General features: G+C 58.8%; 24 protein-coding genes and 1 tRNA gene. 4 read left to right on the top strand and 21 right to left on the bottom strand.

Annotated elements, in window-relative coordinates; genetic code table 11:
* Positions 1 to 17: 17 nt before the first annotated feature.
* The 11 genes from JWS10_RS15995 to JWS10_RS16045 all read right to left on the bottom strand — a co-directional run bounded on the left by JWS10_RS15995 (position 18) and on the right by JWS10_RS16045 (position 9,784).
* Complete coding sequence (locus tag JWS10_RS15995; RefSeq protein ID WP_299508848.1) at positions 18 to 623, bottom strand: tetratricopeptide repeat protein; 606 nt, start codon at positions 621 to 623, stop codon at positions 18 to 20.
* Position 624: 1 nt separating this feature from the next.
* Positions 625 to 1,608, bottom strand: a complete 984-nt coding sequence (locus tag JWS10_RS16000; RefSeq protein ID WP_299473446.1) for a type II secretion system F family protein — start codon at positions 1,606 to 1,608, stop codon at positions 625 to 627.
* Positions 1,609 to 1,613: 5 nt separating this feature from the next.
* Positions 1,614 to 2,582: a type II secretion system F family protein gene (locus JWS10_RS16005; protein ID WP_299473449.1), complete on the bottom strand. Its 969-nt coding sequence runs from the start codon at positions 2,580 to 2,582 to the stop codon at positions 1,614 to 1,616.
* A gap of 8 nt (positions 2,583 to 2,590) precedes the next feature.
* Positions 2,591 to 4,033 carry an ATPase, T2SS/T4P/T4SS family gene (locus tag JWS10_RS16010; protein ID WP_299508849.1) on the bottom strand — a complete coding sequence of 481 codons (1,443 nt, stop codon included), beginning with the start codon at positions 4,031 to 4,033 and terminating at the stop codon, positions 2,591 to 2,593.
* 23 nt (positions 4,034 to 4,056) lie between these two features.
* A complete protein-coding gene (locus JWS10_RS16015; RefSeq protein WP_299508850.1) occupies positions 4,057 to 5,355 on the bottom strand; it encodes an AAA family ATPase in 1,299 nt (432 codons plus the stop codon).
* Positions 5,356 to 5,702: 347 nt separating this feature from the next.
* Entirely contained in the window at positions 5,703 to 6,353 is a 651-nt protein-coding gene (locus tag JWS10_RS16020; RefSeq protein WP_299473460.1) for an OmpA family protein, read from the bottom strand.
* Between the two features lie 2 nt (positions 6,354 to 6,355).
* A complete protein-coding gene (locus JWS10_RS16025) occupies positions 6,356 to 7,753 on the bottom strand; it encodes a type II and III secretion system protein family protein (RefSeq protein WP_299473463.1) in 1,398 nt (465 codons plus the stop codon).
* Between the two features lie 205 nt (positions 7,754 to 7,958).
* A complete protein-coding gene (cpaB, locus tag JWS10_RS16030; protein ID WP_299508851.1) occupies positions 7,959 to 8,795 on the bottom strand; it encodes a Flp pilus assembly protein CpaB in 837 nt (278 codons plus the stop codon).
* A gap of 62 nt (positions 8,796 to 8,857) precedes the next feature.
* Complete coding sequence (locus JWS10_RS16035) at positions 8,858 to 9,043, bottom strand: hypothetical protein (protein ID WP_299473468.1); 186 nt, start codon at positions 9,041 to 9,043, stop codon at positions 8,858 to 8,860.
* Between the two features lie 181 nt (positions 9,044 to 9,224).
* Entirely contained in the window at positions 9,225 to 9,437 is a 213-nt protein-coding gene (locus JWS10_RS16040) for a pilus assembly protein (protein ID WP_299473471.1), read from the bottom strand.
* A gap of 134 nt (positions 9,438 to 9,571) precedes the next feature.
* Positions 9,572 to 9,784: a pilus assembly protein gene (locus tag JWS10_RS16045; protein WP_299473474.1), complete on the bottom strand. Its 213-nt coding sequence runs from the start codon at positions 9,782 to 9,784 to the stop codon at positions 9,572 to 9,574.
* Positions 9,785 to 10,214: 430 nt separating this feature from the next.
* On the opposite strand from JWS10_RS16045, the gene JWS10_RS16050 reads away from it, so the two are divergent.
* Positions 10,215 to 11,009 carry a lytic transglycosylase domain-containing protein gene (locus tag JWS10_RS16050; protein ID WP_299508864.1) on the top strand — a complete coding sequence of 265 codons (795 nt, stop codon included), beginning with the start codon at positions 10,215 to 10,217 and terminating at the stop codon, positions 11,007 to 11,009.
* Between the two features lie 102 nt (positions 11,010 to 11,111).
* Here the strand turns inward: JWS10_RS16050 and JWS10_RS16055 are convergent, their stop codons facing one another.
* From JWS10_RS16055 to JWS10_RS16065, 3 genes are read right to left on the bottom strand one after another with little or no spacing between them, the layout of a single operon-like run.
* Positions 11,112 to 11,396 (bottom strand): GNAT family N-acetyltransferase, encoded by a 285-nt coding sequence (locus JWS10_RS16055; protein ID WP_299508852.1) that lies wholly within the window; start codon positions 11,394 to 11,396, stop codon positions 11,112 to 11,114.
* Positions 11,389 to 12,015: a 3-oxoacid CoA-transferase subunit B gene (locus JWS10_RS16060; RefSeq protein ID WP_299508853.1), complete on the bottom strand. Its 627-nt coding sequence runs from the start codon at positions 12,013 to 12,015 to the stop codon at positions 11,389 to 11,391. The genes JWS10_RS16055 and JWS10_RS16060 overlap by 8 nt, the downstream gene beginning before the upstream one ends.
* Before the next feature lies 1 nt (position 12,016).
* On the bottom strand, positions 12,017 to 12,769 hold the full coding sequence (locus JWS10_RS16065) for a CoA transferase subunit A (protein ID WP_299508854.1): 753 nt from the start codon (positions 12,767 to 12,769) through the stop codon (positions 12,017 to 12,019).
* 167 nt (positions 12,770 to 12,936) lie between these two features.
* On the opposite strand from JWS10_RS16065, the gene JWS10_RS16070 reads away from it, so the two are divergent.
* Positions 12,937 to 13,022: transfer RNA gene (locus JWS10_RS16070), tRNA-Leu, on the top strand.
* A gap of 11 nt (positions 13,023 to 13,033) precedes the next feature.
* Here the strand turns inward: JWS10_RS16070 and JWS10_RS16075 are convergent.
* Positions 13,034 to 13,495: an Lrp/AsnC ligand binding domain-containing protein gene (locus JWS10_RS16075; RefSeq protein WP_299508855.1), complete on the bottom strand. Its 462-nt coding sequence runs from the start codon at positions 13,493 to 13,495 to the stop codon at positions 13,034 to 13,036.
* A 105-nt stretch (positions 13,496 to 13,600) separates the two neighbouring features.
* Here JWS10_RS16075 and putA point away from each other — a divergent pair, with 105 nt between their 5' ends.
* Both putA and JWS10_RS16085 read left to right on the top strand, forming a co-directional pair.
* The gene (gene putA / locus JWS10_RS16080; protein ID WP_299508856.1) at positions 13,601 to 17,029 is read left to right on the top strand and encodes a bifunctional proline dehydrogenase/L-glutamate gamma-semialdehyde dehydrogenase PutA; all 3,429 of its coding nucleotides are present in this window, start codon (positions 13,601 to 13,603) and stop codon (positions 17,027 to 17,029) included.
* A 129-nt stretch (positions 17,030 to 17,158) separates the two neighbouring features.
* A complete protein-coding gene (locus JWS10_RS16085) occupies positions 17,159 to 17,896 on the top strand; it encodes a rhomboid family intramembrane serine protease (protein ID WP_299508857.1) in 738 nt (245 codons plus the stop codon).
* A gap of 42 nt (positions 17,897 to 17,938) precedes the next feature.
* Here JWS10_RS16085 and JWS10_RS16090 read toward each other — a convergent pair whose 3' ends face one another.
* The 6 genes from JWS10_RS16090 to JWS10_RS16115 form a co-directional block, all read right to left on the bottom strand.
* The gene (locus JWS10_RS16090; protein WP_299508858.1) at positions 17,939 to 18,727 is read right to left on the bottom strand and encodes an inositol monophosphatase family protein; all 789 of its coding nucleotides are present in this window, start codon (positions 18,725 to 18,727) and stop codon (positions 17,939 to 17,941) included.
* A gap of 88 nt (positions 18,728 to 18,815) precedes the next feature.
* On the bottom strand, positions 18,816 to 20,330 hold the full coding sequence (locus JWS10_RS16095) for an ABC-F family ATP-binding cassette domain-containing protein (RefSeq protein ID WP_299508859.1): 1,515 nt from the start codon (positions 20,328 to 20,330) through the stop codon (positions 18,816 to 18,818).
* A gap of 210 nt (positions 20,331 to 20,540) precedes the next feature.
* Positions 20,541 to 22,067, bottom strand: a complete 1,527-nt coding sequence (locus tag JWS10_RS16100; RefSeq protein ID WP_299508860.1) for a DHA2 family efflux MFS transporter permease subunit — start codon at positions 22,065 to 22,067, stop codon at positions 20,541 to 20,543.
* A 6-nt stretch (positions 22,068 to 22,073) separates the two neighbouring features.
* Positions 22,074 to 23,189, bottom strand: coding sequence for an HlyD family secretion protein (locus JWS10_RS16105; RefSeq protein WP_299508861.1), 1,116 nt, complete (start codon positions 23,187 to 23,189; stop codon positions 22,074 to 22,076).
* Between the two features lies 1 nt (position 23,190).
* Positions 23,191 to 23,619 (bottom strand): MarR family transcriptional regulator, encoded by a 429-nt coding sequence (locus JWS10_RS16110; protein WP_299508862.1) that lies wholly within the window; start codon positions 23,617 to 23,619, stop codon positions 23,191 to 23,193.
* A 118-nt stretch (positions 23,620 to 23,737) separates the two neighbouring features.
* Positions 23,738 to 24,172, bottom strand: a 435-nt coding sequence (locus JWS10_RS16115; RefSeq protein WP_299508863.1) for a LysR substrate-binding domain-containing protein, incomplete at its 5' end; no start/stop codon positions are given.

The following is a 24,172-nucleotide window of genomic DNA, read 5'->3' on the forward strand; positions in this document are numbered from 1 at the left end:
AATAAGCTTCAACATTTTCAGAGTTGCGAGAGCAAAACGTAGCTGCCTTGCCCGCGCCGCACGAGTTTCATAACTGGTTTTTCATCCTGAGCCGGATCATACAGCGCGGTCTCACTGCGCGCGATAGCCAGCTTGAGATTTTCGCGGATGGAGTCCGATTGGCCACTGTCCAGGGCAAACGCTTGTTGGAATACGCGGCGGGCCTCGCCGACCTTGCCTTGTTCGATCAGCACACAGCCAAGATTGTTCAGCGCGGGCACATTGGTTTCATCGGCTTCGATCGCGCGGCGCAGCACCTGTTCGGCTTGACCCAAGCGGCCGAGCTTTAGATCAGCCGAGCCAATCGCAGACAGCACATCGGCGTTCATGCCCTGTTCGGCTGCGGCGCGGTAATAGGCGCGCATCGCCAGTTCATACTCGCCCGCTTCCATTAAACGGTGTCCGACCAGCAGGCCATCGACACCTTGCTCGCGGCCATTTGCGGCGAAGGGCACGTTTCGGGCGTTGCCGGATGCGCTAAGGCCGCCAGTGTGTTCACAGGCGGCCAAAGTTGTGCAAACCAGAAGGGCCGTTGCTGCCGTGCGCTTCAATACTCGCCTCGTTAAATCGGGCTTGGCGCCCATGTCAGCCGCCACCAAGAGTTTTCGAAATCCCGTAAACTGAAGGTCCGATCAGAATGATCAAAAGCGGTGGTAGCGTGAACAGCATAGTGCCAAGCGTCAGCTTTGTCGGCAACTTGTTTGCCAATTCTTCCGCCCGCATGATGCGTTTATCACGCATTTCTGCAGAATAGACCCGCAGCGCGTCGGACATTGAGGTACCGAAGGTCGCGGATTGTACGAGCGTGGTACAGAACGACGAGATATCGGCGATGCCGACGCGCTCTGACAGGTCTTTCAGCACCTTTACGCGCTCTTTACCGGCTTTGACTTCTTGCGCGACGGTCTCAAATTCTTCGGCCAAAGCGGGGCAAGAGTTGCGGCTTTCTTTTGCGATGCGGTTGATGGATTGGTCAAGCGATTGGCCAGCCTCTACACAGACGAGCATCAGATCAAGTGCGTCGGGAAAGCCCGAGACGATTTCGTTTTGGCGCTTTTGCACCCGGCTGTTGACCCAATACATTGGAAAGTAATAGCCCAAGCCGCCGGGCAGCAGGGTGGAGATAATCATCACTTGGGTGGAAACCTCGGCGCCATTATTGCCGGTGAAGGTATAGAGCATCCCCAAGGCGAGCAAGCCCACCCCCAGCGCCAGCTGCGCGAAGTGGAAGGTGCGGACAGCGTTCTTTTGCTTGTAGCCCGCCCGCACCATTTTCAGCCGTGAAGCGGTCATGGTCTGCTCATCCTGCGGTTCGAGGAACGAGGCGAACTTTTGCAGGCGGTCAACCTTTTCGCTATGCCGCAGAGCCGCGCCGCGTTTGGATGATGCGACGCCTTCGATCTCTTTGCGCAGTGCTTTCAACTTGTCGAACGGCTCTGGCTGCTTTTTCAGCATCATCGGCAAGACGGCGACGATCAGCGACAAGCCGAACAAGCCCAACGCCAACAGCGGCCCCAAGGGGCCAAAATTATCGGTCAGTTGCGTGTTGATATTGTTCAGAAATTCCATGACGTTTAGACCTTAATGTTGACCATGATACGCATGAAGATGATGTTGATTACCAAAAACACTCCGACAGCGAGGCAGGCAGGAATAAACACCGACGATGTCGCTACATCATCGTAGTAGTCAGGCTTGATGATGTTGATCATCACAATCGCGCCGATCGGGAACATAGACAGGAACATGCCCGACCATTTCGCCTCACCTGTGATGGCTTTGACGCGGCGAAACAGTTTGAAGCGGGCGCGGATTACCTTGGACAGACCTTCAAGGATTTCGGCCAAGTTACCGCCCGAGGTTTGCTGAATGGTGACGGCAACGGCGAGAAAGCGCAGATCCTGGCTGTCCATGCGTTCGGCAAAGGCTTTCAGACTGTCAGCGACATTGCGGCCATAAGCGGCCTCATCGGCGATCATGCCAAATTCGGTACCCAAGGGGTCGGGGACTTCTTTGGCGACGATACCGATGGCAGAGGCAAACGGATGACCGACGCGCAAAGACCGCACCATCAGTTCCACGGCGTCTGGCAGTTGTTCATCCATCAAGGCGATGCGCTTTTTGGCCTTGCCGTTGACCCAGAAATACACGCCACCCACGCCCATACCTACAGCAACCAGCACCCGGATGGGCAGGGCGACTTGCGTGCCAAGGGTCAGCCCGACAAAAGCCACGCCAACCATGCCGACCATAATCAACACCAGTTGCTGCGGGCTGAAGGCAATGTTGGCTTTCTGGGCTTTCTTGGCGAGGATCGAATACAGCGGGATGCCGCGCGAGTTGACGTGCTGCTCGGTCTCTTTGCGCAGTTGCTCCAAAACCTGTTCGCGGTTGTTGTTTTTCTCCAGCAGAGCAAGGCGGCGGCTCATCCGGCTGTTCAGGCTGATCGACTTGCCAAACACCACAAGATAAAGCCCGTTCACCATCACAACGACAGCCACGAAGATCAGAATATAGATAAGCGGAGCAGCTGAAAGGGTCATCACATGCCTCAGTTAATAGGTTCGTAGATTGAGGCGGGCAGATCGTAGCCCCATTGCCGGAAGCGGTCGGAATAGTGGCTGCGCACCCCGGTTGCGTTGAAGCGGCCGATGATTTTGCCATTGGGTTCAACACCTAAGCGTTCGTAGCGGAAGACTTCTTGCATCGAGATCACCTCACCCTCCATGCCGGTGATTTCGGTGATTGAGACCATGCGGCGTGAACCGTCTTGCAGGCGAGAGGCTTGCACGATCAGGTTCACAGCCGAGGCGATCTGGCTGCGGACGGCTTTCAGTGGCATTTCAATCCCTGCCATTGCAACCATGTTTTCAAGGCGGCTGATGCCGTCACGGGCAGAGTTCGCGTGGATCGTGGTCATCGAGCCATCGTGGCCGGTGTTCATCGCTTGCAGCATGTCGATGACTTCCTCGCCACGAGTCTCGCCGACGATAATGCGGTCGGGACGCATCCGAAGCGCGTTGCGCAGACAGTCGCGTTGGGTCACCGCGCCCTTGCCTTCGACGTTGGCGGGGCGGCTTTCCATCCGGCCGACATGGACCTGTTGCAGCTGAAGCTCGGCGGTGTCCTCGATGGTGAGAACTCGCTCGGTGTTGTCGATAAAACTGGAAAGCGCGTTCAGCGTGGTGGTTTTACCCGAACCGGTGCCGCCTGAGACGATGATGTTCAACCGACACGACACGGCCGCTTGTAGGTAGAGGCCCATTTCCTCGGTAAACGCCCCAAAGCGCACAAGATCGGGAATGCCGAGTTTTTCCTTCTTGAACTTTCGGATCGAAACCAGCGATCCATCGACGGCAACCGGTGGCACCATGCAGTTGAAACGGCTGCCATCGGCAAGCCGCGCATCGCAATAGGGGTTGGATTCATCAACGCGACGCCCCACGGCGGATACGATCTTGTCGATGATGCGCAGCAGGTGGCGCTCATCTTTGAAGGTGATGTCGGTCAGGGTCAGCTTGCCGTTGCGTTCGACAAAGATGCGGTTCGGGCCGTTGACGAGGATATCATTAACCGACTCGTCCTTCAGCAGCGGTTCAAGCGGGCCGAGGCCCATGACTTCGTCATATAACTCTTGGTTTAGCGTAACGCGGTCGTCCTTTGACAGCACGACGGCCATCTCCTCCAGCGCCTCGGCAGAGATCGCGGCGATTTCGGCTTTGAGGTTGGCTTCGGACGCCTGTTCAATGGCGGCCAGGTTAAGGTTATCAAGCAGGCGCTTGTGCAATTCTTGCTTCAACTCGCCCAGACGATCCTTGCGCTTCTTTTCCTTATCGGCAGCCACCACTTCGGCAGCCGGACGGACAGGGGCAGCCGTCGGACGCACACCCGCGCCGGGTTTGGCCGCGGGTACAGCCGCGGGCCGCGCGGTATTCGCTGGAGCGGCAGAGCCAGACGATGGGCCTGCCTCCGGTTTTTTGAAACGTGAGAACATCCTACACCCCCAAAGTCAGAGCCTTAGCTCTTGCCGGATTCCACGGCTTTGTTCAGATCAAACAGCGATTTTGCAAGCTTTTGGATTTCTTTGCGCAGCGGATTTTTGCCAGCATTTTCCGACAGGGGCAGGCCGTGGTCATTGGCTTGAGTGATCTGCGCGCCGCCATCTGGAAGTTGAATTTCTATCGTGATATCAAGGCTTTCTGCCATTCTTTTAACGCGACTTTTCGCCGAAAGGTCGGTGAATTTCGGCGCGCGGTTCAGCACGTAACGCAGTTTTTCATGCGGCAGACCTTCGGCTTTCAGCGCCCGCGTCAGTCGCAGCACGTTTTGCGCCGAGCGCAGATCAAGCTCCATCAGCGCGAAGTAAACATGAGCGCGTGCCAACACAGTTTCAGTCCACGCCACGATGGTTTTCGGCATATCGACCACCACGAAATCAAAATTCGCCCGCGCCATGTCGATGATGCGGCCAATGTCTTCTGGTGTGACGATATCGAGCGGCAGCATGTCTGAAGGAGCGGTCAGCACGTGCAGTTTGTCGTTGAAGGTCAACATGGCGGCCAGCATCGCATCGCTGTCCGCGTGGGCTGTGTCGGTCAGCAGATCGAACACCGCCTCTTTGCGCGGCAGGTCAAGGTAGGTGGCAGCCGAGCCATACTGGAAATCAAGGTCGATCAGGCAGACCCGCGGGGCGTCGGTTTTCGACAGCGATGCAAGCTCCCAAGCGAGGTTGGTGGCGAAGGTCGAAGCGCCACAACCGCCCGCAAGGCCATGCACCGGCAGCACGACCGCGTCGCGGTCACCTTTGGCTTTGAAAGCCGGGGCTTTCTCGGCGTGGGGTTCATCCGAGACGATTTGCGGTGGCGCTAGGATAGGGGCAGGCGCAACCTCTGGTGTGAAGATAGGCGCGGGTTTGCGGATACGCTCAATCGCTTCATGCAGCGCACCATCGGGCAGCGGGTAGGGCACGAAATCTTCGGCACCCAAGCGCAGCAGTTGGTGTAAAGCGGCGGGTCCGACCTGATCGGCAATAAGGATCACTTTGATCGTCTTGGCTTTGGCGGTGCGAATGATCTCGGTGATGCGCGACAGATCAATTTCGTCTTCGGCATCCACCGCGATGGCGACAAATTCCAGCGTTGCCGCTTCGGGCTGACCAAGAAAGATCAGGGCGTCTTCAAAACCCAAGTCGCCCCAGGCTTCGCCCAGCTCGTTTTCCATATCGTCGATCAACAGATCAAAATTCTGCACATCGCGCGAAATCGTACACGCCAGAATGGGTGCGGGATCAGGTTGTAAGTTGGCCACGCTCGTCATCGTATCATCGTCCTTCTCAAGACATCCCACCACCGACCCCGGCCCAAATTAAGGCGCTCGTACGGCCGATCCAAGGAGGAATGCACGGCCTATGGCGCGGCATTGTTCCCATTCGGTGCAAGATGCTGGAGGATGGTGGCGAGATTGGGGCTAAAACAGCGTCAATCTAGGGTATTTAGCCGGAGTTCGGGTTTTCTTGGAAACAAAACTAGCGGGGATGTGCGGTAGGTGCGGTGCGTCGCTGAGGCACTTAGCTTTGCAGAAGATTTCGATCAGCGATCGAAGCGGTTCATCAGGTAGCAAAATGCCCCCCCGGGTTTTGCGGAGGGGCAAAAGATTGATCAGGGTTATTCGGTGCCGCTCACCTGGGTTTTGATAACCTCATTGTTAGGATGCGCTGGCACTGCACTTTTGACATATTCCTGCATGATGATCGCGGCATATTTGCCGTTCAGCACCATCGGATTGCTTTTCACGAAACCCGAAACTTCGGTGACCGTGCGGCGATTGCGCTGCTCGGGAGCCGTGGTCTGGATGATGGGGCGGGTTTTGCCAAATGACACCACCGCTTCGAGACGCGAGCTGCCGATGCCCAGACTGGCAAGGTAGGCAACAGCGGCACGAGCCCGGCGCAGACCCAGCGCCTTGTTGTAAGCGTTAGAGCCGACAAGATCGGTGTGGCCATAGACACGGAAGCGCACTTGCGGGAATTGCCGAATGAAGTCAGCCTGTTGCGCCAGTGTTGCGCGGGCCTCGGGAGACAATGCGGCGCTGTTGAACGCGAAGGTGATCGTGGTCGGCACCGTTTGCGCGAAGCGCTGTGCCAGTGCGATGGTGTAGTCGCGTTCACCCGACATCACCAACGTGTTGTTCGTGTTGGCGCTGCCGAAGCCGCCATCGCCGACAGACGCGCCGGCTTCGCGGTTGAAATCGACAGGATCGCAGGCCGCAAGGCTAAACATCGCGGCGGCGATCAGGGGGAGGGAGCGTAGGTTCATCATCACTCCATCACATAGCCATAAGAGCCGCTGAAATCTTGTCGAGCGACATCGCCCGCAGCGCCCTTTTGTTTGCCCGCCACGTTGCCGAACAAAAACAGATCCTTTTCGGACGGCAGCTTGACGCGATCGGTTGGCAGCGCCAAAGCCTCACCCCGGGTCGGCGAGACCAGATGTGGCGTGACGATGATCACCAGTTCAGATTGCGCGCGCTGATATTCTGCCGAGCGGAACAACGCGCCGATGATTGGGATGTCACCCAGCCACGGCACCTGGCCGTTCAGATCGCGGAAGTCGTCTTGCAGCAGCCCCGCAATGGCAAAACTTTCGCCGTCGCGCATCTCTACCGTTGTCGAAGTCTCGCGACGTTTGAAGGCATTATACGAGAAACCGGCGGTGGTTACACCGGTGCTGGTATCAATCGAGGATACAGCGGCGTTGATCACCAGGTTGATAATGTCGCCATCAACGACGGTGGGGGTGAAATTCAGCTCAACGCCGAAAGGCTTGTATTCGATCTTGACGCCGTCTTTGTCCGAAACCGGGATCGGATATTCACCACCGGCCAGAAACTTCGCTTCTTGCCCCGACAGCGCAGTTAAGTTGGGCTCTGCCAAAGTGCGCACAACACCCTTGGACTCAAGCGCTTCCAGCAGCACCGCAAATTCAAGCGAGCCCGCGGTAAAGCCCAGACCCAGAGCGCCTTGCGTGTTGTCTTTCAGTGCGACGAAACCGTCTTTTATGTTGTCTTTGCTTTGATTGGCCAAGGTGCCGGTCGCACCGACAATACCCATATTTTTGCCGCCCGAAATCCCCAACGAGGCCGAGAGGTTTTTGGAAACCGAGCGCTGCATCTCGGCGAAGCGCACTTTCAGCATAACCTGCTGGGTGCCGCCGACGTTCATCAGGTTTGAGACCCGCTCGGGTGCGTAACGCTGGGCCAGATCCAAAGCGCGATCCAGTTTGGCGGTGGAAGATACCGTGCCCGACATGACGATCCCGTCATTGGCGGTGCGCACTTCGATATTTTCGCCGGGCAGGATCTGCTGCAGCCGCTCTTTGAACTCGGCAATGTCAGGGGTGACATGCACATCGACGTTTGAGATCAGCTTACCATCCGGCCCGAGCAGGGTCAGCGTGGTGCGACCGGGCGTCTTACCCAGAACGTAGATCGACTTATCCGACAGCGTCGATATATCGGCGATGCCAGGATTGGCGATGGAAAGCTCTGCAAATGATACGTCGCTTTCGACCACAACCGCGCGGTTCATCGGCACATTCAACGGAGCCGAAGCCGACCCCTCCATTACCCGCAGCGTCTGTGCCGACAGCGGGCTGAGCGCCGAAGTCGCAAGGGCAAGCCCCAAGCAACTGGCGGTCAGGATATTGCGCATATTCATGTGACCTGCCCTTCCGATCACGCCTCTGGTCGGGTCTTGTTCTGCCCAATCCAATTCGCAAGATGCCGTAGATGTCGTTTTTAAGCAAGAATCAAATGGTTAAAGGCCGTTCCTTATGTGGATAACTTGCAACAAACCACGAAAAATCGTGTCCAAAATGTGACGAAACCACCATAGGGAGTGGTTGCGCCTGTCGCTTTCAGGCTCAATTGGTGCAGGCGATCGGCACTTGGCTTGCAACGCCACCTTGCCGCACGGTGATAAAGCAAGCCTCCGGTGCTTCAACCGCGGCCACCGGAGCGGCGGTAGTGTCGCCATTGATGTCCTTGGTTGTGACTTTGATCTGAGTCGGATCGCTGACGGCGCTTTGATCATTGCCGACCAGTGACATCACCAGACGCCCAGTGGCTTGGGCTTGCGCCAGTCGGCCGACCTGCTCGGGTGTCGCGGCCACAGTCATGGTGCGGCTTTGAATTTCGCCTGCAGCGATCGTCGCTTTGGCATTGCGGTCCACGGCGATGATCTTCACGGCAGTCTCAATGCGCTGCGTAATTTCAGAGCCAGACGCATCCGAGCTGCCAGTCCAGTAGATATCCACCCTGTCGCCTGGTTGCAGAAAGTCCGCGGCATCCACTTTGATGGCAAAACCGCGCATGCCCTTTTCGATTGCGCCACTCAGACCGGCCTGCTCACCTGGGGCGGTGACCTTAACGGCGAGGATGGGTTCAAACTGTTCCATTTGCCGCACCACATAGCGTGGATCCTTGGCGTCTTTCGGAAACAGCAGATCGCCGTCCTCAAACGCGCCTTCCGGCAAAGCGTTCATCGGCCAGTAGATGCGCTGTACATCATCTTGCGTCAGCGGATCGCCGTAATTCTTCGCCTTGTTGACAACATACACCAGCGTCAGCCCACCCGTGTCGGCCAACAGCTGTTTTTCACGCGCCACGGCGCTTTGCTGGTCGCCAATGAAATTCTTCGCCATGAATACTGCAGCGCCTGCAAGCAACATACCGACCACAAGCACCAGTCCGAAAATCATTCGCATTCTTTAGCCTTTCCCAAGTAAATCCATAAATCTATCGGGAGGAGAGCCCCCGCGTGTCAGTTGGAGCCGACTTCGACATCACCAATGTAATCAGCAACGTTTTGCGTCACGTTTTCCGTGCTGTAGGCGATTGGCCCCAGCACCAACATGCCCAACCCGATCACAGCGGCTGACAAAACCACCCAGTCAACAGTGACCGCGCCATCGGTGTCGTGGATAAAAGTCTTTAACCAACGTGGCATGGTTTTCCCTTTTTCATCGTTCGCTTCACTTATGGGCCCCCATTGCAGCAATAGCTTAGAAATATGGCCGAAATTAGGATTGCGCCCGATGACTCAGTGGTCGGCAGAGCAAGGCTTCTATGGAAAAGGCCGCATCCTGTCCCGGATGCGGCCTTCACCTCGTTTCAGGTGAGCGGATGGCTTACGGGGTTGTGCTGGTATAGCCAGCAGTGGTGTCGTCCAGTTTGGTTACGATCTTGCCGCCCAAACCTTCGATGCCGCCACCAACGGTTTTCATCACGACCATGCCAAGTCCAACGATGGCAGCGGTCAGCACGACCCAGTCAACGGTCACAGCGCCGGACTCGTCGGATTTGAAGTTTTTGAACAGCTTGCGGAGTTTCAGAGTCATCATTTTGGAAGTCCTCGTTTAGAAGGTTAACTTAAATCTGCTCGAACTTTGCGAGCTGCGAAACATCGTCGTCACTCGCTTAGCAAGGGCGCATCCCGTCCCGAATGCGCCACTTACCTTGCCAGTGCAGCAGAAGCTTACGGGGTTGTGCTGGTGTAGCCAGCAGCGGTGCTATCCAGTTTGGTCACGATCTTCGTACCCAGACCTTCGATGCCGCCACCAACGGTTTTCATCACGACCATGCCGAGGCCAACGATGGCAGCGGTGAGCACGACCCAGTCAACGGTCACAGCGCCGGATTCGTCGGATTTGAAGTTTTTGAACAGTTTGCGGAGTTTCAGAGTCATCATTTTGGAAGTCCTTTTCTTGGGTTGCTCAGTTTTCTAACCGCTCCGGTTCAGTCAGCTGCGACCTCTGTTTCGCCGCTTGCCGTTCGGTATGACCCAATATAGCCGTTTGAATGTGGCTGCAGTTTGGTGACAGCGCGGCGTTTTTGAAGCCGCGTAAAATAGTTCATAAAATAATTTAAGATGCTGAACTGTAACGCTTTATTAATTTCCTACGATTTATGCAGCTGTGGATAAACCGTTGCTTTCGCGCCGATTTGCGCAAAATAGCCATGATTGGGCCAGACATAAGTGGATATGGCCCTGCGATTCTGCTTTGGTTTAAGCAATGAAAACAATGCAGGCGGCATCCAACCTGGTGCGACGGGCACAAGGCATAGTTCTGGCGGGGTTGATTGTTCTGGTGCCAGTGATGGCGTCGGCTGAAATCATCATGAACTCGGTGGCGGGTGAAAGTTTCAAGCGGATCAAAGTCAGCGCGAATCTGCCCGGCAAACGGATCACCGTGCAGATTGATCCAGCGGAACAGGCCCGGCTGCTTGCAGCGTTGCCGGTGGTCAAAGAGCGCGCACCCGACCCCGCGCCGAACCCGACTGCGCCCTTGGCTCCGACAATGCCGACGCCTGCTTCGGCGCAGTATGGTTGGTTCTGGGATGCGGTTCCGATGCAGCGTGATCAGCCCGCGGGGCGCTTCCCGCTGGCTTTGGCGATGCTCAGTCAAGGCCCAGGCGGCGCGCAGGTGGCAGCACCCCGGATGCAGCATATGCAGGAAATCGCCGCGAGTTATGGCACCGAGATTTTGAAGGCGACGATCGGCACCGATGTATCGCCTGCGCTGGTATTGGCGGTGATCGGGATTGAAAGCGCAGGTCGCAAGGATGCGGTCAGCTCTGCGGGGGCGCAGGGGCTCATGCAACTGATCCCGGAGACGGCGAAACGGTTTGGCGTCAGCGATTCCACCGATCCGGTGCAGAATATCAAGGGTGGCGTGGCTTACTTGGATTGGCTGATGAAGCGGTTCGATCATGACCCGCTGATGGTGATCGCGGCTTATAACGCGGGGGAGGGCGCGATTGATGCCAATTCCGGCGTGCCGCCTTATGCCGAGACTCGCGATTATGTGCCGAAGGTTTTGGCGGCTTGGCAGGTGGCGCAGGGGCTGTGTCTAAGCCCGCCTGAATTGGTCACCGATCCTTGCGTGTTCAAGGTGATCTCGGCGATCAACTAAGGCAGTCCACGCGTGGCGGCATCTTAGATCGTAACAATTCAAGCGGTTAAGCTATTCTGTTACAAAAGCGTTAATCAGTTTTTCCGGTTCCCCCGCATGATTTCAGACCGAAAACGCATCCGCCCATTCGGGGTGCTTTTTCCGCGTCGCATTCACAAACGGGCAAAGCGGCATGATCTTGAAGCCCTCTGCCCGCGCATCCGCCACAAATTGCGTCAGCATCGCGAGGCCCGCACCGGTGCCGCGAAAGCTGTCGGGCACGGCGGTGTGGTCGGCGATCAGCAGCGTCGGCGTAGTGATCGAATAGGTCATTTCGGCTTCTTCGCCATTCTGACGTATATAGTAGCGGCCTTTCGTGGCGCCGTGCTCGCGCAGAACCTCAGTCAACGATGATGCCCTCCGTTGCAGCGCGCAGTTCGGCTTCGGTGACGCCATCCGCAACTTCGACGATCCTCAAACCACCCGGCACCACATCGAGCACGCCGAGGTTAGAAATGATCCGGTCCACGACGGCCTTGCCAGTCAGCGGCAGGGTGCACGCCTTCAGCACTTTTGACTCGCCGTATTTGCTGGTGTGATCCATCACCACCACAACGCGGCCAACGCCCGCAACAAGGTCCATCGCGCCGCCCATGCCCTTGACCAGCTTGCCGGGGATCATCCAGTTCGCAAGATCGCCATTTTCCGAGACTTCCATCGCGCCCAAGATTGCCATGGCTATTTTGCCGCCACGGATCATCGCGAAGCTTTGCGCAGAGTCGAAATAGGCAGTCTGCGGCAGTTCGGTGATGGTTTGCTTGCCGGCGTTGATCAGATCGGGGTCTTCCTCGCCTTCGAACGGGAACGGACCCATGCCGAGCATGCCGTTTTCCGACTGTAAGGTTACGTTAACACCTTCGGGGATATAGTTGGCGACTAACGTAGGGATGCCGATGCCAAGATTCACATACCAGCCGTCCTGCAACTCGCGCCCGGCGCGTTCGGCCATTTGGTTACGATCCCACATGTCAGGCTTCCTTGCTATTGGTCGCGCGGGCGACAGAATCGATATCCACTGGCTGCGCTGCGCGCTTGCGTGTCGTGCGGTTTTCGATGCGTTTTTCGTGATCGCCCTGCACAATGCGGTGCACATAAATCCCCGGCAGATGAATGGTGTCGGGGTCAAGGCTGCCCAGCGGCACGATTTCTTCAACCTCAACCACGCAGATTTTGCCCGAAGTCGCCGCTGGTGGGTTGAAGTTGCGCGCGGTTTTGCGGAACACAAGGTTGCCCGAGGGATCGGCTTTCCACGCTTTGACGATGGCTAGATCGGCGACGATTCCGGTTTCCAAGATATAAGTCTTACCGTTGAAGTCATGGTGCTCTTTGCCATCCGCAATCACCGTGCCAACGCCAGTGGCAGTGTAAAAGCCTGGAATGCCTGCGCCGCCGGCACGCAGACGCTCGGCCAAAGTGCCTTGCGGGTTGAATTCGAGTTCAAGCTCGCCAGACAGATATTGCCGCATGAATTCAGCGTTTTCACCAACGTAAGACGAGATCATCTTTTTGACCTGCCGGGTTTCCAACAACTGGCCAAGCCCAAAGCCATCGACGCCTGCGTTGTTCGAGGCAACCGTCAGGTTTTTGGTGCCGGCGTCGCGGATCGCCGCGATCAGCAGTTCAGGAATACCGCAGATGCCAAAACCACCCGCAGCGATCAACATGCCGTCAAACAACAGACCCTCTAACGCCGCCGCCGCGTTGGGATAGATTTTCTTCATGGGTGCCCTCGCAAACTCTTGCGCGTATAAAAGGCGGCGCGTGTGAGGAAGTCAATCGCCGCACTGCGGCGGCTGACGAGCGCTTTGTTGCACCAGATGCGCTTAGATCGACTTTACCCCGCCGTGCAGATGGCTATGGTGCAACATAACGCCAAACCCGCAAACATGCCCGCGTGGTGAAATGGTAGACACAGGAGACTTAAAATCTCCCGGCCGTATGGCCTTGCCGGTTCGAGCCCGGCCGCGGGCACCATTGGGGTTGTTTCAGAACAGTTCTTTGACCGCTTCCATCGCGACATAAGTCGAGGTTGAGGCGACATGCGGCAGGGCCGAGATGCGTTCGGCCAGCACGCGACGGTAGTCTTGGATGTCGGTGGTGCGAACCTTCAGCAGATAATCAAAGCGCGACGCGATCATATGCGCCTGTTCAACCTCTGGCACCGCCAACACGGCTTTGTTGAAGGCTTGCAGCGCGGCCTCGCGTGTGTCGGAAAGCCGCACTTCGACGAAGGCGACATGGGCTTGACCCATGCGGATCGGGTCGAGATTGGCGCGGTAGCCGGTGATGATGCCGGTATCTTCCAAGCGTTTCATCCGACTTTGCGTGGGCGATTTTGACAGACCGATGCGGCGGCCAAGTTCTGTGGCGCTGATCCGGCCATCGGCGGCCAGTTCGCGCAGAATGGCATGGTCGAAACGGTCAAGCTCGGCCCGGTCGATTGGCATGGCGCAATGCTCCTTTTGAGGCGTTTCGGCTGCATTTGACTCTATAATGAGGGAAACAGCCTGTCAAACCTGCGCTATCATGGTCCAAATCTTTAGGGGACCGATATGAGCGATGCGTGGGCTGTGATTGAGCATAATGCTTTGCGTGACGAGGCGGCGTTGGTGGCCGATCTGATCGCTGAGGCGGCAATGGATGATGCCCAGCGGGCTCGGGTTACGGCGGCAGGTGCTGATTTTGTGCGCCGGATCAGGGCTTCGGCCAAGCCGGGGCTGATGGAAGTTTTCCTCGCGGAATACGGGCTTTCGACCGATGAGGGCATTGCGCTGATGTGTTTGGCCGAGGCGCTTTTGCGGGTGCCTGATGCCGAAACAATGGATGCGTTGATCGAGGATAAGATCGCGCCTTCGGATTGGGGGCGGCATTTGGGTAAATCGGCGTCGTCGCTGGTCAATGCCTCCACCTGGGCGCTGATGCTGACCGGAAAAGTGCTGGATGAACGCGAGCCGGGGGTGGTTGGTCATCTAAAGGCGGCGGTAAAACGGCTGGGCGAGCCGGTGATCCGTTCGGCGGTGACGCGGGCGATGAAAGAGATGGGGCGCAACTTTGTGCTCGGCGAAACCATTGAAAAAGCCATGAGGCGCGCGACGGTGCTGGAGGCGCAGGGCTACACCTACAGCTATGACATGCTTGGCGAAGCGGCTCGGACGGAAGCCGATGCGCGGCGCTATCATCTGTCATATTCGGCGGCGATTACGTCGATTGCGAAGGCAGCTGTGACCGGGGATATTCGCAGCAACCCGGGGATTTCCGTGAAGCTGTCGGCACTGCATCCGCGTTATGAGGTGGCAAAGCGCGCCCGCGTGATGGAGGAATTGGTGCCTCGGGTGCGGGCTTTGGCGGGGCTGGCGAAGGCGGCGGGGCTGGGGTTCAACATTGATGCCGAGGAGGCCGATCGGCTGGCGTTGTCGTTGGAGGTGATCGAGGCGGTGCTGAGTGATCCGGCTTTGCGCGGTTGGGATGGGTTTGGCGTGGTGGTGCAGGCGTATGGGCGGCGCGCGGGGGCGGTGATCGACTGGCTTTATGCGCTGTCGCAGCGCTTGGATCGCAAGATCATGGTGCGGTTGGTGAAGGGCGCGTATTGGGACGCCGAGGTGAAGCGGGCGCAGGTTTTGGGGCTGCAATCGTTCCCGGTGTTCACCCGCAAGCAGGCGACGGATGTGAGCTACATCGCCAATGCGCGCAAGTTGCTCGGGATGACCGACCGGATTTATCCGCAATTTGCCACCCATAACGCGCATACGGTGGCGGCTATTCTGGATATGGCTGACGATAAGAAATCGTTTGAGTTCCAACGCTTGCACGGCATGGGAGAGCGGCTGCACGACATCGTGCTGACCGACAATGCGACGCGGTGCCGGATTTACGCGCCTGTGGGGGCGCATCGCGATTTGCTGGCGTATCTGGTGCGGCGGTTGTTGGAGAATGGCGCGAACTCCAGCTTTGTGAACCAGATTGTCAATGAGGAGGTCAGCCCGGAAACCGTGGCGGCTTGTCCGATTTCGGCGATGGAGGCGATGGTTCCGGTGGCAAGCGCAGCGATTGCGACCGGGCCGGGGCTGTTTGGGGCGCGGCGGAATGCGAAGGGTTGGGATTTAACCGACGCAGGCGATCTTGCGACGATTGCTGCGGCGCGCGGACCGTTTGAGATGCTGGAGTTGACGGCGGGACCGATGCTCGCGGGGGCTGTGGCGGGTGGTGCGCGGCAAGAGGTGCGCAATCCGGCGACGGGGGAGGTGGTCGGGCAATGTGTGAGCGCCTCGGCTGCCGATGTGGAAACGGCGTTAAGTTTGGCGCAACCGTGGACCGCGAGTGCGGAAGTCCGTGCCGGCGTGTTGCGGAAGGCGGCGGATTTGTATGAGACGGAATTTGGCGCGATCTTTGCTCTGCTGGCGCGCGAGGCGGGGAAATCGCTGGCAGATGCGGTGTCGGAATTGCGCGAAGCGGTTGATTTCTTGCGCTATTATGCCGATGGCGCGGTGGGGCTGAGCAACCCTGCGCGCGGGGTGTTTGCTTGCATTAGCCCGTGGAATTTCCCGCTGGCGATCTTCTCGGGGCAGATTGGTGCGGCGCTTGCGGCTGGCAATGCTGTGGTCGCGAAGCCCGCGCCGCAGACGCCGTTGATCGCGGCTTTTGCGGTGGAATTGCTGCTGAAAGCTGGGGTTCCGGCCTCGGCTTTGCAGCTTTTGCCGGGTGATGGCGCGGTTGGCGGGCTGATCACGCGCGATGCGCGGGTGAAGGGTGTGGCGTTTACTGGCTCAACCGAGACGGCGCTGAAAATTCGCCGCTCGATGGCGGAGTTTATGGACCCGACGGCACCGTTGATCGCGGAAACTGGCGGGTTGAATGCGATGCTGGTGGACAGCACGGCTCTGCCAGAGCAGGCGGTGCGGGATATTCTGGCGTCTAGTTTCCAGTCGGCGGGGCAAAGGTGCTCAGCTTTGCGCTGTCTCTATGTGCAGGAGGATGTGGCGCATTCGGTGCAGGAAATGCTGTTTGGGGCGATGGACGAGTTGGCTTTGGGCGATCCGCTGGACTTGGCGAGTGATGTGGGGCCAGTGATCGACAGCGTCGCGCAGGGCGGTATCCGTGATTATATTGCGGCGGCGCGGGCTGAAGGCCGGGTGCTGAAGGAGCTTTCGGCCCCCGCGCAGGGCACATTCATTGCACCAACGGTGATCAAAGTGGCGGGGATCGCCGATATGCCGCGAGAGATTTTCGGGCCGGTGCTGCATATCGCCACGTTCAAGACGGGTGAGGTGGATAAGGTGGTGCAGGCGGTGAACGCCGCCGGCTATGGGCTGACCTTCGGCTTGCATACGCGGATTGATGACCGGGTGCAGGCGGTGATTGAGACGCTGCATGTCGGCAACCTTTACGTCAACCGCAACCAAATTGGTGCGGTGGTGGGGAGCCAACCCTTTGGTGGCGAGGGGCTTTCCGGCACTGGGCCGAAAGCGGGCGGGCCGGAATATCTGCATCGCTTTACCGTGGCAGCGGCTGCGACTGTTTCGGAAGAAAGCCCTGATCTGCCGGAGGCAGAGGTGGTCAAGGCGTTGAAAAATCTGCCGCACCCAAGCGAAATCCGTCATGCGCGGGTGCTGCCGGGGCCGACGGGCGAGTCTAACAAGCTGACAGCGAGCCCGCGCGCGCCGTTGTTGTGCTTGGGACCGGGATCGAAAGCCGCTGCGGCGCAGGCGCAGGCCGTGCGGGCTTTGGGCGGGCAGGCGGTGTTGGCCGACGGGCTTGCGCCACTGGCTTTGGCGCGGTTGGAGGGGTTTTCGGCCGCGCTGTGGTGGGGTGATGCCGCAGAGGGCCGGGCGCGGGCGCAGGCTTTGGCGGCGCGAAAGGGGCCAATTTTGCCGCTGATCGGCGATATGCCGGATGCAGCGCATGTGATGCTGGAGCGGCATGTTTGCATCGACACCACGGCTTCGGGCGGCAATGCGCAACTGTTGGCCGAGGTTTCAGGCTGACTTCGCCCGTTGAGTCGCTCTGTTTAGCAGCCTTGGGCGCGGGTTTGGTGTTGATCAAATCCGTGCCGAGGCGGCTGACGAGCTTCGCTTGCGGCTTGACGGCGTGCAACAGATCGGAAAGCTTGGCTCATGTTTCCAATCCGCGATCATAATCCCTCGGGCCGCGTGCCTTTCGTGACTTACGCGCTGCTTGCGATCAACATCGCGGTGTTTCTGAGCTATTGGTTCACCTTGCGCAGCGGATATGAGTTGGGCGCGTTCTATTACACTTGGGGTCTGGTGCCTGCGCAGTTGATGCAGGGGCACGGGCTTGGCGGTTTGATCACCCATATGTTTTTGCATGGCGGCTGGCTGCATTTGGCCGGTAACATGCTGTTTTTGTGGATTTTTGGCGACAATCTCGAAGATGAGATGGGCCATGTAGGCTATTTACTGTTTTATTTGACCTGCGGTTTGGCCGCAGCGGGGTTGCAGGTGATTGGCAACCCGTGGTTCGACGGGCCTCTGGTCGGGGCGTCGGGGGCGATTGCCGGGGTTCTGGGCGGCTATCTTATGCTGTTCCCGCGTGCGCGGGTCGATGTTTTGCTGATCTTCATCATCTTCTTTAGGGTGTTTTCGATCCCGGCTTGGATCGTGCTGAGCGTCTGGTTTGTGGTGCAGGCGTTTCATGGCTACGCGGCCACCGAAGATGGTGTCGCGTATCTGGCGCATATTGGCGGCTTTGTCGCGGGGGCGATGATGGTGCTGCCGATCCTGCTGCGGCGCGGTGGGCGGGCGTTTTGGGCGCGTAATGAGGGGATGCCGCCGCATCCCGAGGCCAAGTATAAACTAAGCCCCAGCCGCATCCCGCGCGTGCCGAAACGCTGAGGGTTGCAGGACTGAGGCTATATTCCGTTTGGAAGCAGTCGGTTAGACGTCGCGGATGATTTTCTTCAAAGGCTCGAACAACGCCTCGTTGGCGCAGATCAGCGCGCCTTTCTCGAGGATGTCATAGCCTTCGCGCACAGGCGCGATCAGGCCACCAGCTTCTTTCACCAGCAAGATGCCAGCGGCGATGTCCCAAGGTTCCAGTTCGCGCTCCCAATAGCCGTCGAAACGGCCAGCGGCGACGTAAGCCAGATCAAGCGAGGCTGCACCCCAGCGGCGCATACCGGCACAGGCTGGCATCAGGCGGGCGAGGTCGGCGAGGGTGGCGGGCAGGGTTTTGCGGGCGCTGAACGGAACGCCAGTCGCAAACACCGCTTCATGCATGGCGCGGCGACCCGACACCCGCAGGCGGCGGTCGTTCATCCAAGCGCCGGAGCCTTTTTCGGACCAAAACATCTCATCCTTGGCGGCGTCGAACACCACGGCGGAAGTGATTTCGCCTTTATATTCCAAGGCGATAGAAATCGCCCAATGCGGCATACCATGCAGGAAATTGGTGGTGCCATCCAAGGGATCGACAATCCAGCGGCGGGTCGGGTCTTGGCCTTCAGTCTCGCCGGTTTCTTCACCAAGCCAGCCATAGGTCGGACGCGCGCCCATCAGATCCTCTTTGATGATCCGCTCGGCTTCGCGGTCGGCGCGGGTGACGAAATCGCCGGGGCCTTTGGTCGAGACTTGCAGGTTCTCGACTTCGCGGAAGTCTTTCACCAACGCTTTGCCAGCGCGTCGGGCGGCCTTGATCATCAGGTTGAGGTTGGCACTGCCTTGCATGGGCGGGGACTCCGGTAGCGTCTGGGTTGGGGCGTAAGGTGGCGGGCATACACGGGTGGGGGATAGAGCGCAAGGCGGCGGCGGGGCGTTAAGGCTGGCGGTTGAGTTCGGCCGCAAAGAACGGCTCGGGGCTATCGACTTCGATCAGTTTGCGCTTTTCGATTTGCCAAAAGCGCGAACCTACGGCGCGGATGAAATCGCGGTCATGGCTAACGAGCAGGCAGGTGGCGCCTTGGGTGAGGAGTTCTTGTTCGAGGGCTTCTTGGCCTTCGATGTCGAGGTGGTTGGTCGGTTCATCGAGCAGGTAGAAGTTCGGGTTCGACAGACGCAGCAGCAGCATCGCAAGCCGTGCCTTCTGGCCGCCGGACAGCTTGCCGAGCGGTTTGGTTTGCCAATCGGGTTTGATGCCAGCGCCTGCGAGCAGGGTTTTGGTGGTCTGGTCGTTGGCGTGCTGGCTGATCAGCGACTGCGGGGTCATCGCGTCGGGGAGTTGGTTTAGGTTTTGGTCGGAGTAGCCGAGCGCGAGGCTCGGGGCGGATTTGATGGTTGGGTGTTGGGTTTGTATGGCCGCCAGAACGGCGAGGATGAGTTGCGATTTGCCGGTGCCGTTCGGGCCAAGGATCACGACGCGGTCGCCGCGCTCGATCCACTTTTGTCCGGTGTGAAATAGCGGGCGGGCGTCGGGGGTGGTGATCGCGGCGTCGTTCAGGGTGATCAGGGCTTTGGCATGGGTGCCGGAATTGGCCAGTTTAATAGCACCTGATGAGGTTTCGCGATGGGCGGGGCGGGCGGCGGCCTCTAACTTGTCGGCGCGGTCTTTCAGCTGTTTGGTCTTGGTGATCAGCAGGTCCGAGCCGGAGTTGACGCCGATGTTTTTCAGTTTGGCGGCTTGGCGGCGGAGTTGGTCGGCTTTGTTCAGATCGTTCTCAAAGCGGCGGCTGTCTGCGGCGTCGGTTTCTTCCAACGCCAGCCTTGCGCGGGAATAGGGCAGCGCGAACATCCGGCTTGAGGTGGCGCGCAGGAACAGGCTGCGGGTGGTGGCGGTATCAAGAAAGGCGCGGTCGTGGCTAGTGGTGATCACAGCGGTATCGCGGGGCAGGGCGGTGAGCCAGCGTTGCAGGATGCCGATGCGGGAGAGGTCGAGGTGGTTGGTCGGCTCGTCCAGCAGATAGAGGTCAGGCTCGGTGATCGCGGCGCGGGCGAGAAGGGCGGTGCGCTGCCAGCCGCCTGAAAGCGCGCTGAGCAGCGTATCGCGCAGGGTTTCGGGGACGGCCAGATCATCCAGCACAATCTCGGCCCGCCAGCTTTCGTATTCGGCTTGTTCGGCGGGGAGGGCAGCTAGAGTGGCTTGCCGGAAGGTCAGCTTGAGCAGGGCTGCGGGCACGTCTTGATCCACCAGCGCGGATTTCAGGCCCCGGGTGCGGGTGATCTCGCCCGTGGTGGGTTCCAGCGTGCCTGCGAGACAGCGCAGAAGCGAGGATTTGCCGCGTCCGTTGGCGGCGATCAGGCCGAGACGGTCGCCGGGTTCAACGCTGAAACTGAGGTCGGTGAACAGGGGTTGACCGAGGGTGAGGCCAAGCGATTTGGTGGCAAGCAGGGTCATGTTTCAAATCCGCGATGAAAATGCGCAATAGCGCCGTTGGGGGCGGACCGGAGAACCTGATCGGAAAGAAGTTGCGATGCGGGTCGGGTCAGCCCTGCGACAAAGGCAGGGCCGCGACAGGGCCAAGGTTTCGTGGGTGGTAAAGCTGGATCATGCACCCCTCCTATGGCGTCGTGTGCCCGGACAGCTTACGCAGTGTCCGGGCGGAAATCAATCATGCGCAATCGGGGCTTGGCCGGGGGCCATGGCTCGCGGCTCGGCCTTTTTCAGGAACCAAGCCAGTGGCAAAGCGCACAGAGTAATCACCATCATCAGGTAGAAGTCGTCGATGTAGCTGATCATCAGGGCTTGGATCGCCACCAATCCATCCATCTGTTGCAAGGTGGCGGCGGTCATGGTGCCGGGTGGCACCACCATATTGAAGTTTGGGTTGAACGATGAGATCGACGCCGACAGATCGGCATGATTGACCTGCACGTTGCGGGTCAGCATCAGCGTCACCATCGAAATCCCGATAGACGAGCCGATATTCCGCACCAGTGAAAACAGGCTGGTGGCATCGGCGCGCAGTTCGGGCGCAATGGTGGCGAAGGCGATGGTCGATAGTGGCACGAACACCAACCCGAGGCCCAGCCCTTGCAACACGCCCGTCCAAATCACCGGGCCGGGGCCCATTTGCGGCGTGAATCCCGTCATAAAATACAGCGAGGCGGCGGTCAGCAGCAGCCCCACGGTGACAAGCAGCCGCGCATCGGTTTTCTGCACCAAGCGCCCGACGATCAGCATCGAGGCCATGGTACCAACCCCGCGCGGACCCATCACGAGGCCGGTGGTGATGGTGGGATAGCCAAAGATGCGCGACAACATAGGTGGCAACAACGCGAGGCTTGCCAACAGGATGATGCCAATGATGAAGATGAACACCAAGCCGGTCGAAAAGTTGCGATCCGCGAACATCCGAGGCTCTAGGAACGGCTTGTCGGCGCCCATGATGTGAATGACGAACACCCACATGCCGCTTACCGCAAGAAACAGATACAGCCAGATTTCGGCGGAAGCGAACCAATCAACCTCACCGCCGCGGTCCAGCATCAGTTGCAATGCGCCGATGCCGATGGACAGCATACCAAAGCCGAAAAAGTCGAAGCGGCGCAGGCGTTTGATGGATTTCGGCAGGTAGGCGAAGCAGCCCATGAAGGCGATGATGCCGACGGGAAGGTTGACGAAAAACACCCAGCGCCAGTTGAAGCTTTCGGTCAGCCAGCCGCCCAAGGTTGGGCCGATGATCGGGCCGACCATGATGCCAGCGCCCCAAAGCGCCATCGCTTGACCGGCCTTTTCGCGAGGGTTGGTGTCGAGCAGGAAGGTTTGCGACAAAGGTACAATCGCCGCGCCAAAGATGCCTTGCAGCAGCCGGAACAGCACCATTGAAGGCAGGCTCCACGCGAGGCCGCAGGCGATGGAGGTGATCACAAAGCCTGCAATCGAGATCAGGAAGAACTCTCGTTTGCCAATGCGGTCGGAAATCCAGCCCGTCGCGGGGGTCATAATGGCCGAGGCGACGATGTAGCTGGTCAGTACCCAAGTGATGGTGTCTTGGCTTGCGCCAAGGTCGCCTGTCATGGTGGGAAGTGCTACGTTGGCAATGGTGGTGTCCAGCACCTGCATGATCGTGGCTAGCATGATAGATAGCGTGATCAGGCCCTTGTGCGGGACTTCCGTTGTGGCGGTGCTCATGACGGTTTACTTCATAAAGCTGGGCAAAATGTCCGACAGGCTACGGTGACGCCCGGTATCGACCGAAACGCTGGCGCTGACACCCGAGGCGAGGCCCTTGGCATCTTCGGGGTTCAGCAAGCGCAGGGTGACTGGGACGCGCTGAGTAACTTTCACCCAGTTGCCAGTGGCGTTTTGAGCGGGCAGCAGCGAGAATTCTGAACCGGTGCCTGCGCCAATGGCCGCGACAACGGCCTCAATCTTGCGACCGGGATCGGCGTCGAAGGTCAACTCGGCCGGGGCGCCGACAGTGATGCCCGCAAGCTGAGTTTCCTTGAAGTTGGCATCGACCCATATGTCAGACGTCTGCACCAAGGCGAACAGGCTTTGCCCGGCGGAAACCATTTGACCCGGTTTGAACGACGAAGCTTGATAGACCACGCCATCCGCTGGGGCTTTCACCACGGCATTGGCCAAATTGTAGGCGGCTTGCTCGCGGGCGATGATGGCGTTGCGCACAGTGGGGTGGTTGTCGGTCGGGATATTCGGATCACCGCCGATGGCTGCAAGCGCCGATGCAACGGCCTGTTTGGCGAGGTCACGTTGATCAAGTGCTGTGCGTTCCTCGTGGCGGGCGTCGATCAGGTTGGAATCGGTGGAGACGCCTTTGGCACCTAGGCTTTCTTGACGTTCACGCTCAATGGCTTGGTAAGATGCTTCATCCTCGGCGAGTTGCAGATTGGCTTGGGCGGTGCCGTAGGCCAGTTTCAACTGCTCTACACTGATGCGGGCGGCGCTGACGGCGGCGTCGGCTTGGGCTTGCGCCAACCGGAATGGCACAGGGTCAACCTGAAACAGTATATCGCCGGATTTGACCACCTGGTTGTCGTTCACCAGCACCTTATCAATCCGGCCCGGCACGTATGATGCGACCGAGATGCGCGCTTGGTGCAGATAAGCGTTCTCGGTTTCTTCATAGCGGCCGCCCATCAGCCAATAGATGCCTGCCGCTGCCAGCAAGAGCAGCGGGCCAAGAACCATCAAAGTCCGGCGTTTATTGCGCGGAGCGGGGGCGGGAGCAGCAGCGACGCCTGCGTTCAGCGGAGTCACAGAAGCGGGGGTGTTGGTCGAAGTGGCGGTCATATCAAGAGTCCTTAACGTCTGCCATTGCATCGCAAACGGCCTGAGACAGAGTTGTGTTCACCGCAGCAAGCCCGGTGATTAAAGCGTGACGTGCTTCGGGGGTTAGGCCCGACAAAGCCTCGTCAAATACGGAATCTGCCATGGCTTTGAGATCGTTACGGATCAGCAAGGTCGAGGCAGTCGGCACGATCACCCGCACGCGGCGGTCATCGGGATGAACTTCACGCGCGACCCAACCGGCTTGTTCCATCCGGTCAACAAGACGCGAGACCGAGATCGGTTCAATCTCTAGCTTGTCGGCGATGCGGGCTTGGCTGGCGCGACCTTCGCGCAGCACAACCGCAAGCAGACGCCACTGCGCCGACGACAAGCCATATTCAGCCGCCCGCTGCGAAAAGCGTTTGCGCACCAGACGGGAGGCGTCGTGCAACAGTGGTCCGAGTTGATCAGGTGCAAAATTCATATGGCATAGATATAATAAGCGTGCTTATTATTCCATTGTGTTTCTTGCATAGCTGGGATGCGTGTAGTGCCCTAACGCCCGAGCGTTATTCTCGTTGCAACTTTACTGCCTCGGATCGCCCGAGGCGCAAGAAATGGCCGATGAATGGTTTGGCGGCGTCTTCTTCGCGGGTGGCGGCAAACAGGCGTTTGGTGATCGGGCCGATCTTGCTAGGTGGTGGCTTAAGTGGGCGCGCTATGTAGTCGGCGTTCGATTTCACGTCGCGCAGCACCCAGTCGGGCAGCACGGCCACGCCGCGATTGCTGCCGACCAGCATTAGAATCACAGCGGTGAGCTCCACGGGGCGCTGGGCGCGAGGTTCAATGCGGGCTTGGGTCAGTAATTCGGTGAAAACATCCAGCTTATCACGCGGCACCGGGTAGGTGATCAGGGTTTGGTCACGAAAATCTTCCGCCTCAATCTCTGCCTTCGCCGCCAGCGGATTTTGCGATGAGGCGATGAACATCGGGTGATAATCGAA

Source organism: Cypionkella sp., assembly GCF_028290025.1.
In the GTDB taxonomy this organism is placed as follows: domain Bacteria; phylum Pseudomonadota; class Alphaproteobacteria; order Rhodobacterales; family Rhodobacteraceae; genus Cypionkella.